Genomic DNA, 15,481 nt, shown 5'->3' with positions numbered 1-15,481 from the left:
AAATTCATGAAGAAAAATTGTTCGCTGCTAACCGATAAACTGCATCCAGCTTACTTCGTACGATGGTCTGCAGTTCCAGCCGGTTCTCGATCAGTCGACGAAGAACTGTTGAAAAGGCATCTAGATCAAGGCGGATTGCATCCGGTAACAACAAGCCCTCCAATCCGAAAAGTTCCATTAAGCCTTCGAATTTACCTTGGTAACCAATAGCGGCGATTGGTACGCCTTGGGAAAGACAGGCAATGCCAAAATGCATGCGGCAGGTGAATGCGGCATCCAACTGAGCGCAAACTGCCTTTGTTTCAGCGCTATTGAGGGGTTCTGCCAAATGTACGATTTGATTTTTACCTAATTGTCCCTCTAGGCCTGCTGCCAGTCTTTCAGATAAAACCCGGTCATTCATCGGGCCACGTAAATCATGCGGAATTAATACGAAACTGATGTTTTGTTTTAGAGTTGCTATCTCAAGAAGCGTGCTCCTGACTTGAGCAAGCAAGGAATCTATATTAGCCAGTGTAGGAGCTTTCCCCAATATCAGATAAGACACATTAATGCCGACTAAGATACGGCCTTCGCGTTTAAGGCTAAGCAGCTGATCTACTAAATTTCTTACTGCTGATCGGCTCGTATCTGGTGGAAGGAGAAAGGCCAAGTCTGCACTGAATAGAATGTTACGGCCAAGATGCTTTGAAAGGCGGCGATGAGATACTGGGTCGCGCGCATTAACATTAACATGATCCGGAAAGGTTTTTAATGCATTAACGCACGCCTCGTCTGGATTGGCGTTAAAGCTAAATCCTAATAAGGTCGTTTTAAGTCCGCATAGGGCTGCCACTCTGGCGAGTTCTATTTTTGCGATTGTCTCTGCGCGCGAATAATACCCGTCCATTACATCTGCGCCTATCAAGTAAAAGTGCGTGTGCTTTTGAGCATGTGCGACAAAACGCAATAGTCCCTCTTCCGATTTGAACCTAAAAAAGTCCCTCATTTGGTAATGCGTGATATTTGGATCAAGTGTATATTTATCAGAAATATTGTAAGTAAGGATGCCAATCTTGTGAACACCATGCTGCTTGAGCATGTGCAATGTAGCTAGCAACATTGCTTCATCTCCAAGACTGCCGGGAGGTGCCGGTGGAAGTATGAGTGCGGCAAAGCCGGGATGCCGCATGCTGCGCCGTAGTCGGCACAATGCAAAGTGATAATGTAACTTGGCAGAGATGCTAAACATTTTATATTCGACGAACCAGTAATTTTTTGAACTCTTCTTTGATGGATTCACGAGTCATCCAGGATCTCCAAACTGGCCACAATAATTTGAATAAGGTATTACGCCACCCTATTACCCACATCTTCCCCCTTCTCATAGGAATCAATGTCTTATCCGTTTTCTCTGAGGGAACTTGGTTACCGTTCACGGGCTTGCCACTGGAAGTGGTTGAGGTTCCGGCAGGGGCAGGCGGAAGGTGACCTCGCCCTCTGCCATGCCCTGGGCGCAGATGGTCCGCAGGGTCTGATAGACGCCGATCTTGAGGCGCTTGCAGGTTTCGACCAGCGACAGGATCATGGGCCGGAAGCAGTCACCGCGATGCGACTGGCTGAAGAAACTGGTCTTGCGCCAGATGACATAGGGGCGTAGGGCACGCTCTGCCGTGTTGTTGGTCATCGGTACCCCGGGATGGTCCAGGAAGGTCCAGAACCTGGGAAAATCGTCCAACAACTTGCGGCAGCTGCGACCGGTTTTGTTGTCGCCATGTCTTTGGGCGGCCTGTTCCAGTTCGCGCCGGAAGAGGGCTTTGAGGCGTTCCAATCGCCTTCGGTAGCGGTCGGATGGGTAATGGCTCTGTTGCCAGAGCTTGCCGCAGTGAACCGTCAGGCGGGCGGCCCGGAGCAGGCGTTCGCCATCTTCGCCGGCCTGTCCCTTGCGCCCGGCGATCCGTTCCAGGTTGCGGATGAGATGCGCCCAGCAGTATTGGTGTGAGTCCTGGGGATGGTCGTTGTAGGCCCCGTGGCGGTCGGTCACCAGGATCCCCTGGAAATCCCCCAACCGCTCACCGGCCGCACCCTTGCCGCGGGAATAATGGGTCAGGAAATACGCCATCTGATCGGTCGTCAGCGCCCACAGCCAATAGATGCTGCGGCCCCGGTAGTGGCGGGTCTCGTCGGCATGGGCGATCAGCGCTTTTCTGGCCGCCTCGCCAATCTGGTTGTAGACCGGACCCAGCCACGCCTGCAGCGGGATCTGGCTCTGGCTGATCGCCCCCAGGCTGAATTTCAGACCCCATTGTTCTTCCAGCAGCGCTTCGACTTCCCGCAGCGACAGGTGATAGCGCCCCGTCATCAAGCCAATCCACGCCACCAGCCCAGGTCCCATCTGGCCGCGGGGCACCTCATCCGGTAGCCGCCCCTGGTGCTTCTCACCACAACACCCACAGCGGCCTTCATACACCCGGTGTTCGACCACCCGGTAACGAATCTCGGGCAGGTCGAACACCTGATGGGGACGGAATCCCCGCACCGCCACCGACCCACCGCACTCGCAGCGGCCATGGGGAAAGTAATGCCGGACCTCGTCCACTGCTTCTGCCGGAACCAGAGCCCGCTCGTGCCTGGGATGTCCCACCTGCGCCCCTTTCTTGCGTCCCGTCGGTCGCTTGCCCTTGCGCTCGGCGCGCTTCTTCGGGCTGTCCCGGGAAGGTGGTTGGGAGGAATTGTCGGACCCCAAGGCCACCTGTTCCTCCAGTTCTTCCACCCGCGCCTTGAGCTGCTGAAATTCTCCCAGCGCCCGCCAAAGCGCTTCGATCACCCGGTGGCATTCCTCCACCGTCCCGGGCAAGGGAGGTGGGCGGCTCAGGTCCAGATCAAGTCTTTCCATGCCCGCATTCTCCTGAATCTTCAGGCACTTGGCAAGACCGTGAACGGGTACCCCGCGACGCCGCCGGATTTGGGCGCCATCGTCCGCATTGTGGCCGGCTTTGGCGGCTGGCTGGGGCGCAAAAACGATCCCCCACCCGGCCCCAAAGCCCTGTGGCAGGGCATGACCAAACTGAGCGCCTACGTGGAGGCCGTGACCGCCATCCGGGCGGCCGAGATCAAGTTCCCTCAGAGAAAACGGATAAGACATTGATTCCTATGAAAAGGGGGAAGATGTGGGTAATAGGGTGGCTTTAGGGCACCCTATTACCCACATCTCTCGCCCCTGTAGTAAGATATTGATTTCTTTGGATAGGCGTTGACATGAGCTGGGCTGAACAAGAATTTTTTCCCTGGCGCTGGGCGATGCCCGCCTGAACCGGCGGCTGTGCCGGGTGATAGAAGCGATGGCAAACGATCCGATGGCGAGCGTTCCCAACGTTTGCGGGGGTGGCTGGGCGGAGACCAAGGCGGCCTACCGGCTGCTGGACAATGCCAGGCTGGATTTTCGGGAGGTGTTGCGGGCCCACAGTGTGCCGACCCTGGAACGGATCCGGCAGCAGTCGCGGGTGCTGTGCCTGCAGGACACCACCGAGCTGGATTATTCCGGGCGGCCGTCGATGGCGGGGTTGGGACGGCTGAATTACGAGCAGCGTCAGGGGTTGTACCTGCATCCGACGCTGGTGATCAGTGAGGCGGGCGTGGCCCTGGGGGTGACCGACTGCTGGCACTGGGCGCGTTTGCCCAAGGGGGAACCGGACCTGGCCGAAAGCCTGCGTTGGGTGGAAGGTTATGAGCGGGTGGCCGAGATGGCCGCCCTGGCGCCCGAGACCCGGCTGGTGTATGTCGCCGACCGCGAAGGTGACCTTCGGGCCCTGATCGACCGGGCCGAACAGCTGGGCTTTGCCGCCGATTACCTGATCCGGGTGCAGCACGACCGTAAGCTCAATGACCCCCTCGATGGCAAACTGCGGGCCGCGGTCGAAGCCCAGCCGGTGTTGGGGACGATCGCCTTTGACCTGCCGGCCGGCGGCAACCGCCCGGCCCGGCAGGTCACACAAACAATCCGGCTCGCCCGGCTCGAACTGAAGACCCGAAGCGGCCCGGGTCCCCAAGTCACCGTCATCCTGGCCCGGGAAGAGGCGCCCCCCGAAGGCCAGGAAGCGGTCGAATGGTGCCTGATCACCAACGAAGAAATCACCACCCTGGAACAGGCCAGAGCGCGCATCGAATGGTACCGCAAACGGTGGTGGATCGAGGTCTACTTCCGCATCCTCAAAAGCGGCTGCCGCATCGAAGCCCTGCAACTTCGCACCCGGGAACGCCTGGAACGGGCCCTGGTGCTGTATCTGATCGTCGCCTGGCGCATCCTGATGCTGATGACGCTCGGGCGGGAACATCCCGAGTGGTGCTGTGAAGTGGTGTTCTCTGTCGAAGAATGGCAGACCGCCTGGGCCATCCACCATCGCACCCCGCCGCCCGCGACGCCGCCGGATTTGGGCACCATCGTCCGCATCGTGGCCGGCTTTGGCGGCTGGCTGGGGCGCAAGAACGATCCCCCGCCCGGTCCCAAAGCCCTGTGGCAGGGCATGACCAAACTGAGCGCCTACGTGGAGGCCGTGACCGCCATCTGGGCGGCCGAGATCAAGTTCCCTCAGAGAAAACGGATAAGACATTGATTCCTATGAGAAGGGGGAAGATACGGGTAATAGGGTGGGCTTTAGGGAACTTAATCATGGCTAGATGGTAGGCCTCACCACGCTGATTGAAGATAGATTGTTTTGGTATCATACATTATATTAAATGTTTCTTATCACTCTAATAGATCAAAACATTAGCGGACTGGTAAGTATCATTCCATTTCTTCGGGTTGGGAAGAGCTTTCATAATCCACCTTTTCTGGGGTCTTAACTTCGTCGATCCACCATTCACAATTCATTCTAACGAAACCTTCTATATCTTTATTGAATTTTGGATGAGTTACTTGAAAATGCTTTAGATTTTCACCATAGAAGACAGTGCTGCTGTATACTCCAGCATCAATACTTACCCGCAATGAATATAAGCGTGGGATGAAGGGAAAGTTGCGAATTTTACACAAGACAGTATAAACTCCAGGTTCTAGTATAGATCTAATGCTTGTTCCCTCCGTAGCTAAATATAAGAAGTCTGTGGTATGAATTCCTAATGCTATTTTTGGATGAAACAAGGGTTTTTTAATTTGTATTTGAATTTTGACGAAGGCGTCTTCTCCATAGTTGATTACATCAACAGGGATGCCACAGCCGTCTGTTAATTGAATATTCAGTAGATGGACTTCCTCTGTTGATTGAATTTTCGTGGTCGCGCCAGCCCTGTTTGTCTGGATCCTTTTCTCGCTTAACTCATAAAACATGTTGCAAGTTGGTTCTGGATTTCCATCTTGAATTATTTTGCCGTGGTCAAGGAGAATTACACGGGTAGATAACCTCTGTATCTGCCTGAGGTTATGGCTTACTACTAGAACAGTCTTCCCCCGGCGCTTAATTAGTTCCTCCATCCGGTCAAAACACTTCCGCTGAAACGCCAGATCCCCCACCGCCAGCACCTCGTCGATGATCAAAATCTCCGCATCCAGGCTGGTGGCGATGGCAAAGCCCAGCTTCACCTGCATCCCGGAGCTGTAGCGCTTCACCGGGGTGTCGATGAACTGCTCCAGCTCCGAGAACTCGATGATCTCGTCGATCTTGCGGCGGATGATCTTCTTGGGGATGCCGAGGATCGAGGCGTTGAGGTAGATGTTCTCGCGGCCGGTCAGCTCCGGGTTGATGCCGGCGCCAACCTCAATCAGGGGGGCGACCGAGCCGCCCACGTACACCCGTCCCTTGGTGGGGGTGGTGACCTTGGCCAGAATCTTGAGCAGGGTGGACTTTCCGGCGCCGTTGTGGCCGATGATGCCGACCACCTCGCCCTCCTCGACGCTGAAGCTGACGTCGTCCAAAGCCTTGAAACGCTCGCGCTCGAGGGGAGGGCGGCCGGTCAGGCGCCGGCCCAGGTTGGTAAGACTGTCCCTGAGGCTGGTGAGGGTTCCCAGGCGGTATTCCTTGGTGAGGTGTTCGACTTCGATGATGGGCATGACCGCTTCAAATTTCCACGTTTCTAAGTTGGGTAGCCAGTTGTCGCATGGCCTGATGGAAAGCCGGCAGCTGTTCGTAGATGGCCAGGGCGTTTTCGGCGTGATAAGTGTGGGACATGCGGTTTCTGGCCGTCAGCATTTCCATCCAAAGGTTCTCGTCGTCGATCCAGCCCTGTTGGAAGGCAAGTTTCAGACAGGCCTTGGGCGAATTGCATTCCAGGCCGAGTTCGGCGGCGACAGCCTTGATCGCCTTCCAGACCGGTTCGAAGCAGAATTCGAAGTACTTGATACAGCCGGCCTTGATGAGGTCGGTGTCCGCCGGCGTTTCCAGGGCTGCGGCAAGTTGGCCCAGTGCGCGCTCGAAATCATCCAGAATTCTTTCAGGCTTCATAAATCACCTAGCCTTCCTTCAGGGCTTCTTCCTTATAGTGTAGCCGATGTGCGGTTCAAGTCCACCCAACAGGGCAATCGCATCAGGGCAATCGCATGAATGAACGCCCACTCAAAGATCATAGGGTTACAAGGCTAACAAGCGCGCCGTAGGCCGGATAAGCGTAGCGCATCCGGCACGATGCGTCCTCCAGGCATGCCGGATGCAGCGCTTGACGCGCCTTATCCGGCCTACGAACCGGTACCGGCCGGTGACCCGCATTTTCGACCCTGTTCATGCGATTGCCCTGGTGTCGTTATAGGGGCATTTTTGCATGTCGCCTCACAGTCGGCGTAGCCGGTCCAAGGGGCAGGATCCCCTGCATCTGGTCAGTGCCTTTGCGGCTCAGTACCGGTTGGTGGTCGGTCAAGAGGCGGTGGCCGACAAATCCAACGAGAAGACGGCCATTCCCGCCCTGCTGGAGACCCTGGCCTTGAAAGGATGCGTGGTGACCCTCGATGCCATGGGGACCGATCCCAAGATTGCCAAGGCCATCCGTGACCGGGGGGCCGACTATGTACTGGCGGTCAAGGACAACCAGAAAGGTCTGGCCGAATCGATCCGGGATTTCTTCCAAGCCTTCCAGGACGCGCCGGACAAAACCCCACATCAGCAATGCGAGACGGTCGACAAGGCGCATGGTCGCCTGGAAGTGCGCCGCTGCTATGTGTTCGACCAGCTCGACGGCCTGGACCGGCCCCAGCGCTGGCCGGATCTGGCCTGCTTTGCCGTGGTCGAGTCCGAACGTACCCGTTCATTGCGCCAGGCCAAGCCTGGAGAAGGAGGAAGTTATGTAGAAGGAAAGACATCGCTGAAACCTTCAGAGCGACCTGACAGGTGCAAGTCCTGTCCGGCCAAGGCTGGCCACCAGCCGGAACCGAGTGTTGCGTGGTCGAGGAGCGATCCCGACTGCGAAGCGTACACAGGGGGCCTGTAGGCCGCGTGATGGAGCCTCGAAAGTACGGAATGCGGAGCCGACGTTGTTGAACGGACGGAAGGCAACAGGGGTGGTGCTGTACTGGCCTGGCATCATCCCTCCGCCGGGGTCGAAGAGCGGGGCATGCAGGGCAAGGGTCGCCCAGGAACCTGGGAGGGCTCGATCACTCCTTGCGGGAAGAGCGGTGCGGGCGCCGTGTGAGAAAAGGCCCAGGCCCATCGGAGCGGTGTCCGGCCGATGGGAGCGAACGGGACACGAAGCAGGGTACCGGCGCGCGAAGGCGACGAAGCGCGCTGGGAAGGTGATCGAGCAATCGGAGCCTGCCGATAGTACCTGGGAAGTCGGGGAACCTGCCCCAAGGGACCCGATGGAGGGAAGCGGCAGGTCGGACGATGGGGCTTTCGGAGGGACAGATGGCCGGGACATCGAGCCAGGAGAACATCTCAACACGACAACGGAAGCTAGCGGAACTGGCCCGGATCGAACCGAAGCTGGAACTGACCACGATTGCCCACCACATCGACGTGGTGTGGCTGGAAGAAGCCTGGCGGCGCACCCGCAAGGACGGGGCCGCCGGGGTGGACGGCGTGACTGCATCCCAATACGCAGCCGACTTAGAGGAGAACCTGACGCGCCTGCTGGAACGGTTCAAGACCGGCCGGTATCGGGCGCCTGCGGTACGGCGCGTCCACCTGCCCAAGCCGGGAACGGGAAAGACCCGCCCGATCGGCATTCCCACGCTGGAAGACAAGGTGCTGCAACGGGCGGTGCTGATGGCGCTGGAACCCATCTTCGAGCAGGACTTTCTCGACTGCGCCTACGGGTTCCGGCCCGGACGCAGTGCCCACCAGGCCCTGGAGAGGCTATGGGGCGGGCTGATGGCCATGGGCGGTGGCTGGGTCATCGACCTGGACATCCAAAACTTCTTCGACGATGTGGACCGGGACCGGCTGCGGAACTTTCTGGGGCAGAGGGTGCGCGACGGCGTGATCTGCCGCGTGATCGGTAAATGGCTGAATGCCGGCGTCATGGAGAGCGGACAGCTTCACTACCCCGAACAAGGGACACCGCAAGGTGGGGTGATCTCCCCGCTGCTGGCCAACCTCTACCTGCATCACGTGCTCGACCTGTGGTTCGAGCAGACGGTCAAACCGCGACTGCAAGGCAGCGCCTTCGAAGTCCGGTTCGCCGACGATGCGGTCCTGGTGTTCGAACGGGAAGAAGACGCCCGGCGGGTATTGGCCGTTCCGGGCAAGCGCCTGGCCAAATACGGCCTGCGCCTGCACCCGGACAAAACCCGCCTGCTCGACTTCAGAAAACCCGGACGGAAAGGCCAGAGCTTCCAATACCTGGGATTCACCCACTACTGGGGACGCTCAGGGAAAGGGCGTTGGGTCGTCAAACGCAAGACCGCCCAAGCCCGGCTCAGCCGCTCCCTGCAGGCGATCAACCACTGGTGCCGGATGCACCGCCACTGGCCGGTTGCAGACCAACAAGCGGCCCTGAGCCGCAAACTCAAGGGGCATTATGCCTACTATGGGATCGTCGGCAACAGCCAATCGCTGGCCCGCTTCCTGTACGAGGTCAGACGGCGCTGGTACAAATGGTTGTCCCGCCGCAACCGGGAACGGATGAACCGGGACCATTTTGGGCGGCTGTACAAACGATACCCACTCCCCCCACCGCGCGTGGTTCACGGAATTTCCCGTTGCGTAGCGACGCCATAGTCCGAGGAGCCGGATGCCTTAATCGGGCACGTCCGGATCTGTGGGAACCGCGGGTGAGCAATCGCCCGCGGTCACCCGGCCGGTCTTGCCAAGTGCCTGAAGATTCAGGAGAATGCGGGCCATGGAAAGACTTGATCTGGACCTGAGCCGCCCACCTCCCTTGCCCGGGACGGTGGAGGAATGCCACCGGGTGATCGAAGCGCTTTGGCGGGCGCTGGGAGAATTTCAGCAGATCCAGGCGCGAGTGGAAGAACTGGAGGAACAGTTGGCCTTGGGGTCCGACAATTCCTCCCAACCACCTTCCCAGGACAGCCCGAAGAAGCGCGCCGAGCGCAAGGGCAAGCGACCGACGGGACGCAAGAAAGGGGCGCAGGTGGGACATCCCAGGCACGAGCGGGCTCTGGTTCCGGCAGAAGCAGTGGACGAGGTCCGGCATTACTTTCCCCATGGCCGCTGTGAGTGCGGTGGGTCGGTGGCGGTGCGGGGATTCCGTCCCCATCAGGTGTTCGACCTGCCCGAGATTCGTTACCGGGTGGTCGAACACCGGGTGTATGAAGGCCGCTGTGGGTGTTGTGGTCAGAAGCACCAGGGGCGGCTACCGGATGAGGTGCCCCGCGGCCAGATGGGACCTGGGCTGGTGGCGTGGATTGGCTTGATGACGGGGCGCTATCACCTGTCGCTGCGGGAAGTCGAAGCGCTGCTGGAAGAACAATGGGGTCTGAGATTCAGCCTGGGGGCGATCAGCCAGAGCCAGATCCCGCTGCAGGCGTGGCTGGGTCCGGTCTACAACCAGATTGGCGAAGCGGTCAGAAAAGCGCTGATCGCCCATGCCGACGAGACCCGCCCCTACCGGGGCCGCAGCATCTATTGGCTGTGGGCGCTGACGACCGATCAGATGGCGTATTTCCTGACCCATTATTCCCGCGGCAAGGGTGCGGCCGGTGAGCTGTTGGGGGATTTCCAGGGGATCCTGGTGACCGACCGCCACGGGGCCTACAACGACCATCCCCAGGACTCACACCAATACTGCTGGGCGCATCTCATCCGCAACCTGGAACGGATCGCCGGGCGCAAGGGACAGGCCGGCGAAGATGGCGAACGCCTGCTCCGGGCCGCCCGCCTGACGGTTCACTGCGGCAAGCTCTGGCAACAGAGCCATTACCCATCCGACCGCTACCGAAGGCGATTGGAACGCCTCAAAGCCCTCTTCCGGCGCGAACTGGAACAGGCCGCCCAAAGACATGGCGACAACAAAACCGGTCGCAGCTGCCGCAAGTTGTTGGACGATTTTCCCAGGTTCTGGACCTTCCTGGACCATCCCGGGGTACCGATGACCAACAACACGGCAGAGCGTGCCCTACGCCCCTATGTCATCTGGCGCAAGACCAGTTTCTTCAGCCAGTCGCATCGCGGTGATTGCTTCCGACCCATGATCCTGTCGCTGGTCGAAACCTGCAAGCGCCTCAAGATCGGCGTCTATCAGACCCTGCGGACCATCTGCGCCCAGGGCATGGCAGAGGGCGAGGTCACCTTCCGCCTGCCCCTGCCGGAACCTCAACCACTTCCAGTGGCAAGCCCGTGAACGGTAACCCATCTGGGCGATGAGCATTTCAAAGCGCTTGTCGATTTGCTCGAAGCGTTTGTCCACCTGCTCGAAACGCTTCTCCATCAGGCGGAAGCCCTGTTCCATCAGCTCGCCCTGATGGCGGATGGCCTCCTCCACCCGCACGAGGCGCTCGCGCAGCTCGATGTCGCGTTCGGCCACGAAGGCGCGAAGCTTCTCCTCCACGATCCGTTCCACCAGTTCGCGGACGTGATTGTCGTCTTCTGTCACCGGCATGATGCGTTTGTCTGTCGATCCTGAGCGTCAGTATACCGCGTCTGCCTCAGATCACATCGGCGAACCAGCTTTCCGCCCGTTTGAAGAACAGATAACTGAAAGGCAGCATCACCGCGGTGACGATGGCGCCGGGAATCAGGGTGTCCCAGTCCGGCGGCAGGCCCTTGAGCAGGACCCGCTGGAAGGCGTCGATGATGCCGGCCAGGGGGTTGCACAGGTACAGGGTGTAGAGCCGTTCCGACCAAACGCCGGCGGCCTGTTCCACCAGCAGCTTCTGCTTGACCAGGTCGAGGGGATAGATGATGGGGGAGGCGTACATCAGCAGCGACAGGGCCACCGGCAGCATCTGGGCCACGTCGCGGTAATAGACGTTGAGGGCGGCGCCGAAGAAGCTGACGGTCAGGGCCACCACCATGGTGTAAAGGATGATGGCCGGCACCCAGACGGCATGGACGGTCGGCACCATGCGGTAGTAGTACATCAGCCCGGCCAGGATCAGGAAGTTGATCCCCAGTTCCACGGTCTTGGTGACCATGGCGGTGAGGGGAAAGACCTCGCGGGGGAAATAGATCTTGCGGATCAGGGCCGCGTTGCTGGTGACGCTGTTGACTCCCTCCGCCGCCGATTCCTGAAAGAAGATCCAGGGCATCAGGGCGGCGAAGGTGAGCACCGGGTAGGGGATGTTACCAGTGTCGATGCCGACGAAGCTGCGCACCAGGGTGAAGATCAGCATCAGCATCACCGGCTTGAGCACCGACCAGAGGATGCCGAGATAGGCCTGCTTGTAGCGGACGATGATGTTTTTCCAGGCCAGGGCGGCGATCAGTTCGCGGTAGGTGTAGAGGTTTTTGGCGACTTGGAGCATGTCAGCATCAGCATTGATTGATGTTACGATTTTGATTTCAGTTTTTTGATTCTTGCCAGTTTTTTCTTTATGTAGGCTTCATGGCGCGGATTCTTTTGAATTTTGAGGGCATATTTCAGCGTCTTTTCGGCCTTGTCGTATTGTTTGGTTCTGATAAAGGCATCGGCAAGGCGGATGTAGGCAGGCAGATATTTGCGGTTCTTGCGGATTGCGGTCAGATATTCCTGAATCGCCCGGAAATAATCGCCAGCCTCATTGAAGAAGTTGCCATATTCGGTATAGAGATAAGGCAACATAGGGTGGTTATTGAGCTTTTTTTGTTTTGCGTTGGCGATCAAATCATTGATCCCTTTTGCCAGGGCGACCAAACAGGCCCTGCGATCCTTGCCAGAATACCTGAGGCAAATATGGTGTTTTACCTTTGAGTCACAATAATGGTTCACGCCGGAAAGCCCTGGTCCCCGCCAACCCGGTCCGCTTTTCGGGCTGAGGGTATGCTCGCAGAATACCGGCACCGGTTCCGGGGTGCGTATTTCCTTCCAATAACCGCGCAGTGCTTCCGGCCAGGGAGGCAGGGCTTGGGATTGGAGTGGAACAAGGGACAGAGCTGCCAGCAGGACGGTGGCCAGTTTTATCTCGGCTTTCGAATATAGTATTTCCAGGTGCATTTTTCGTGGGGTTGGGGTTTTTCTGGTTTGTCGGCAAAGAATTCATCGATCGCCTTGGTCGCTCCGGGCCAGCGTTGGTCACCGTATTCGTCGAACATAACGATGCCGCCCGGGGCCGCCTTGTCGTATAAAGTCTCCAGGGCGATCTTATAGGATTCGTATAGATCGCAGTCGAGATGGAGCAGGGCGATGGTGCCTTGGTATTGCGGGAGGGTGTCCTGGAACCAGCCCTTGACCAAATGGATGTATTCCCGGATGACCTGTTCCGGGAGGCGGCCGTCCCGCAGGACTTTCATCACGGTTTCCGGTGGGCTGGCCCAGAATCCCTTGCCTTTGATCGGTGTGGTTTCATCCTTGTCGATGGGGTCAGGAAAACCCTCGAAAGAATCGAAGCCATAATAGTGGCGCATCTTCCCCAGGTATTCGTTCATCAAGGTGAACAGCAGGGCGCCGTGGCCGATGGAAACGCCGCATTCGACGATGTCACCGTCTATCTCCCTGACCTTCTCCAGCTGATCCAGGAAGTACAAGTAGCGATCCAGGGCGCCGCGGTATATCCGGGGCAGAAAGGGGGAACGGTTGTAGTCTGCTGGGATGGATTCTTCCAGAGGATCCAGACGTTCGACCTTGAGGCCGAGGGTGCGGAAAGATTTCTTAACGATTTGTTTCAACATGGGGTGTTCCCTGGATTTCGCTGACGACGTAACGATATTTGCCGGATTTTTCGGCAGGAATGTGTCCTACTAGGTCGATGTTTATGGCGACCTCCTGCCCCAGGCGCTGCCGCAGTCCCCGACGGATGGTGTCGAGATTCGCATCCTGCCATAGATCGGGTTCGGGAACGATGAGCACCTCCACCTGGGTCGGCCGCTGCTGGATGATTTTGAACCGGCGGACGCCCGGGATTTCCCGCAAAATATAAATGAGCGCCAGAGCATGCATGACGGTACCGTCCGGAGAGACGATGAAGTCGGTGGACCTTCCCTCAACCTCCTCCAGTACCTCGAGGCCGCGCCCCTGGCGGCAGGGTGTAGCGCTGCGGCGGGCCCGGTCGCCGGTGCGGTAGCGGATGAAGGGCTGGGCCTCGGAAGCCAGGTTGGTGATCACCACTTCCCCGCTTTCCCCGTCGGGGACCGGGTTTCCCTTATCGTCCAGAATTTCGACGATGAGCCACTCGGAGTTGACCAAAAGCTGGCCTGCCGGGGATTCCAGGGCGATCAGTCCGGCATCGCGGGCGCCGTATTCCCGGGCTACGGGAGCGGCGAACACCCGGGCGATGATTTCCTTCTGGTGGGGGTAGAGGGGTTCGCCGGTGGCATAGACAACCTTGAGCTGGGGCAGGTGTGGGACGCGGTTGCGTTTTTCCGCATGCTCGGCCAGGAGGGCCAGACTGCTGGCATAGCCGTAGATCACTTTGGGCTGGTAAGCCTCCACCTGATCCAGGTAGGCGTCCATGCGGGCCTCGGACATCTCGAAGGCGTTGAGGAGCAGCTGGTTGCACAGCCGGTCGCGCAGCGTTTTGAGCCGGTCGGTGCGGTTCAGTTCCACCGGTGCGCCCCAGAGCAGCACTTCCCGGTCCCCCGGCTCCACGCCCCACCAGCGCCGGGCCCGGATGCGGCAGGCGGCGTCGGCGGCCTGGCGTTTGCGGCCGAAGTAGAAGATCAGCGGCTCGCCCGAGGAGCCGCCGGTGTTGTAGCGGTAAATGCCGCCCGGTGCCTCCCGCCAGACCATCTCATCCCCGTGGCGGCTGGCATCCTCCCGGGTCATGGTCGGCAGGCGGCGGAAATCCTCCCAGGTGAGGTTTTCCGGATCAATGCCGCTGTTGCGAATGCGGCGGGCGTGCCAGGGACAGTGGGCCAGGCATATGGCCAGCAGCGCCCGCAGTTTCTGCAGCTGGAGCGATTCCAGTTCCTCTCTGGCAAGCCATTGGTTGTGTTCCAGGTCGCCAAGATAGGCAAAAGTCGGTCTTTTCAGGGCTTGCTCCTGGAGGCGGTACAGAGTTCTCGACAGTGGAGGCGGCAGGCTGACCATGGCTTTCAGGAGTTCCGGAGGTTCCGGATGGTTTCAGCGCCCAGTCGGGCATACCGGCCGTTTTTGAAGCGGCAGCTGCCCACGAAATGGATGAAATGGGTGTCCGGGGTCATTTTGCTGCAGTCGGTGTATTTTGGGTGGGGCAGAACCCGGGCTTCGGGAAGGTTGGCAATGACCACGTTGGACATCACCTGCTCACTGCCCCATTCGTGCCACTTGGACCCGAGCAGGCTTTCCATTGCCTGGGAGAATTCGGAGATGAAGCCGCGTTCGATCGATCCGGCAGGAAATCCGGCGAAGCCGGCGCAACCACGCACATAGTTGAGTTCGTCGACACGGGGCAGGCGGATGAAGGCGGCCTCGGCTGCCAGCTGCACGTGGGCGCACTCAAGGCTGGAGACCCGCTGCTGCACCCGTTCGGAGCAGGCGCGCATCGTCTCAATCCCCTGCCGGTCCCAGGTGCCGATGACAAAAGCGGTGTTGCTGTCAATGTGGTTGCAAACCTCCTCCAGAGGCGCCCGGGTCAGGGTGTCGCTGTCCAGTTGGATCACATAGCGGTCCCTGCTGAATTCGGCAATTGCCAGCAGCCGCTCCCAGGCTCCTCCCGCGGGACAGGCGGGATCCCGGAAGCGGGTGATGGGAATTGTCCGGGAATGGGGGATATGGTGGCCGATGGTTTGACGGTCTCGGGGGGTAAGGCTGCCGTCATCCAATATGATTGCCTCGCGAAACGGGACCCGGCTGGCAAACGACTTGATGGCGACCAGATACAGAATGACGTCGCAGTGACGGAGTTGGGTGACCACGGTCACCGGCAGGGCATTACGGGTGTCCAGGGGAGGGGTGGCATAAATTTTCCGGCACGCCCAGGCAAAGTGGGTGCGTCCTGCGGTCGTCTTGAGTCGGTAAAGCATCGGTTCTGTTATCCGTTATCCGTTACTTGTCTTCGTCGAGC

13 protein-coding genes and 3 pseudogenes are annotated in these 15,481 nt (G+C 58.9%); 6 read left to right on the top strand and 10 right to left on the bottom strand.

Annotated elements, in window-relative coordinates; translation table 11 throughout:
• Positions 1-4 precede the first annotated feature (4 nt).
• Together MCIT9_RS08815 and tnpC (MCIT9_RS08810) are read right to left on the bottom strand one after the other, a co-directional pair.
• Positions 5-1,171 (bottom strand): polysaccharide pyruvyl transferase family protein, encoded by a 1,167-nt coding sequence (locus tag MCIT9_RS08815; RefSeq protein ID WP_317704527.1) that lies wholly within the window; start codon positions 1,169-1,171, stop codon positions 5-7.
• Positions 1,172-1,414: 243 nt separating this feature from the next.
• Positions 1,415-2,875, bottom strand: a complete 1,461-nt coding sequence (gene tnpC, locus MCIT9_RS08810; RefSeq protein WP_317704526.1) for an IS66 family transposase — start codon at positions 2,873-2,875, stop codon at positions 1,415-1,417.
• 39 nt (positions 2,876-2,914) lie between these two features.
• Between tnpC (MCIT9_RS08810) and MCIT9_RS08805 the strand changes: the two genes are divergently transcribed.
• Entirely contained in the window at positions 2,915-3,127 is a 213-nt protein-coding gene (locus MCIT9_RS08805) for an IS4 family transposase (RefSeq protein WP_317704525.1), read from the top strand.
• Positions 3,128-3,257: 130 nt separating this feature from the next.
• Positions 3,258-4,592, top strand: coding sequence for an IS4 family transposase (locus MCIT9_RS08800; RefSeq protein WP_317706723.1), 1,335 nt, complete (start codon positions 3,258-3,260; stop codon positions 4,590-4,592).
• A gap of 173 nt (positions 4,593-4,765) precedes the next feature.
• Here the strand turns inward: MCIT9_RS08800 and MCIT9_RS13700 are convergent.
• The 3 genes and pseudogenes from MCIT9_RS13700 to MCIT9_RS08790 form a co-directional block, all read right to left on the bottom strand.
• Positions 4,766-5,233, bottom strand: a pseudogene (locus MCIT9_RS13700) (Wzt carbohydrate-binding domain-containing protein); the annotation flags it as partial.
• 113 nt (positions 5,234-5,346) lie between these two features.
• Positions 5,347-6,028 (bottom strand): annotated as a pseudogene (locus tag MCIT9_RS13695) (ABC transporter ATP-binding protein); the annotation flags it as partial.
• A gap of 7 nt (positions 6,029-6,035) precedes the next feature.
• The gene (locus MCIT9_RS08790; RefSeq protein ID WP_317704523.1) at positions 6,036-6,419 is read right to left on the bottom strand and encodes an HI0074 family nucleotidyltransferase substrate-binding subunit; all 384 of its coding nucleotides are present in this window, start codon (positions 6,417-6,419) and stop codon (positions 6,036-6,038) included.
• 325 nt (positions 6,420-6,744) lie between these two features.
• Between MCIT9_RS08790 and MCIT9_RS08785 the strand changes: the two are divergent.
• The 4 genes and pseudogenes from MCIT9_RS08785 to MCIT9_RS08770 all read left to right on the top strand — a co-directional run.
• A pseudogene (locus MCIT9_RS08785) lies at positions 6,745-7,209 on the top strand (ISAs1 family transposase); the annotation flags it as partial.
• Positions 7,210-7,787: 578 nt separating this feature from the next.
• Entirely contained in the window at positions 7,788-9,122 is a 1,335-nt protein-coding gene (gene ltrA / locus MCIT9_RS08780) for a group II intron reverse transcriptase/maturase (RefSeq protein ID WP_317704522.1), read from the top strand.
• Positions 9,123-9,243: 121 nt separating this feature from the next.
• Entirely contained in the window at positions 9,244-10,704 is a 1,461-nt protein-coding gene (gene tnpC / locus MCIT9_RS08775) for an IS66 family transposase (protein ID WP_317704521.1), read from the top strand.
• A gap of 45 nt (positions 10,705-10,749) precedes the next feature.
• The gene (locus MCIT9_RS08770) at positions 10,750-10,986 is read left to right on the top strand and encodes a hypothetical protein (RefSeq protein WP_317704520.1); all 237 of its coding nucleotides are present in this window, start codon (positions 10,750-10,752) and stop codon (positions 10,984-10,986) included.
• A gap of 22 nt (positions 10,987-11,008) precedes the next feature.
• Here the strand turns inward: MCIT9_RS08770 and MCIT9_RS08765 are convergent, their stop codons facing one another.
• Genes MCIT9_RS08765 through MCIT9_RS08745 form a run of 5 tightly spaced genes read right to left on the bottom strand, consistent with a single transcriptional unit; the run spans position 11,009 to position 15,440 of the window.
• Positions 11,009-11,827 (bottom strand): ABC transporter permease, encoded by an 819-nt coding sequence (locus MCIT9_RS08765; protein WP_317704519.1) that lies wholly within the window; start codon positions 11,825-11,827, stop codon positions 11,009-11,011.
• Positions 11,828-11,850: 23 nt separating this feature from the next.
• A complete protein-coding gene (locus MCIT9_RS08760; RefSeq protein ID WP_317704518.1) occupies positions 11,851-12,495 on the bottom strand; it encodes a tetratricopeptide repeat protein in 645 nt (214 codons plus the stop codon).
• Positions 12,459-13,169, bottom strand: a complete 711-nt coding sequence (locus MCIT9_RS08755; protein WP_317704517.1) for a TylF/MycF/NovP-related O-methyltransferase — start codon at positions 13,167-13,169, stop codon at positions 12,459-12,461. Before MCIT9_RS08755 ends, MCIT9_RS08760 begins: the two co-directional genes overlap by 37 nt.
• Positions 13,150-14,526, bottom strand: a complete 1,377-nt coding sequence (locus tag MCIT9_RS08750; RefSeq protein WP_317704516.1) for a phenylacetate--CoA ligase family protein — start codon at positions 14,524-14,526, stop codon at positions 13,150-13,152. The genes MCIT9_RS08755 and MCIT9_RS08750 overlap by 20 nt, the downstream gene beginning before the upstream one ends.
• Positions 14,527-14,531: 5 nt before the next feature.
• Entirely contained in the window at positions 14,532-15,440 is a 909-nt protein-coding gene (locus tag MCIT9_RS08745) for a hypothetical protein (RefSeq protein WP_317704515.1), read from the bottom strand.
• Between the last annotated feature and the right edge of the window lie 41 nt (positions 15,441-15,481).

Source organism: Methylomarinovum caldicuralii (assembly GCF_033126985.1).
Lineage (GTDB): Bacteria > Pseudomonadota > Gammaproteobacteria > Methylococcales > Methylothermaceae > Methylohalobius > Methylohalobius caldicuralii.
The sequence above is the reverse complement of the archived record's forward strand: the minus strand, read 5'-3'. Positions and strand labels throughout refer to the sequence as shown.

Coding starts and splice junctions, on each gene's coding strand:
- tnpC (WP_317704526.1), bottom strand. CDS start 2,875: ATGGAAAGACTTGATCTGGACCTGAGCCGCCCACCTCCCTTGCCCGGG.
- MCIT9_RS08760 (WP_317704518.1), bottom strand. CDS start 12,495: ATGCACCTGGAAATACTATATTCGAAAGCCGAGATAAAACTGGCCACC.
- tnpC (WP_317704521.1), top strand. CDS start 9,244: ATGGAAAGACTTGATCTGGACCTGAGCCGCCCACCTCCCTTGCCCGGG.
- MCIT9_RS08815 (WP_317704527.1), bottom strand. CDS start 1,171: ATGCGGCATCCCGGCTTTGCCGCACTCATACTTCCACCGGCACCTCCC.
- MCIT9_RS08755 (WP_317704517.1), bottom strand. CDS start 13,169: ATGTTGAAACAAATCGTTAAGAAATCTTTCCGCACCCTCGGCCTCAAG.
- MCIT9_RS08745 (WP_317704515.1), bottom strand. CDS start 15,440: ATGCTTTACCGACTCAAGACGACCGCAGGACGCACCCACTTTGCCTGG.
- ltrA (WP_317704522.1), top strand. CDS start 7,788: ATGGGGCTTTCGGAGGGACAGATGGCCGGGACATCGAGCCAGGAGAAC.
- MCIT9_RS08750 (WP_317704516.1), bottom strand. CDS start 14,526: ATGGTCAGCCTGCCGCCTCCACTGTCGAGAACTCTGTACCGCCTCCAG.
- MCIT9_RS08765 (WP_317704519.1), bottom strand. CDS start 11,827: ATGCTCCAAGTCGCCAAAAACCTCTACACCTACCGCGAACTGATCGCC.
- MCIT9_RS08790 (WP_317704523.1), bottom strand. CDS start 6,419: ATGAAGCCTGAAAGAATTCTGGATGATTTCGAGCGCGCACTGGGCCAA.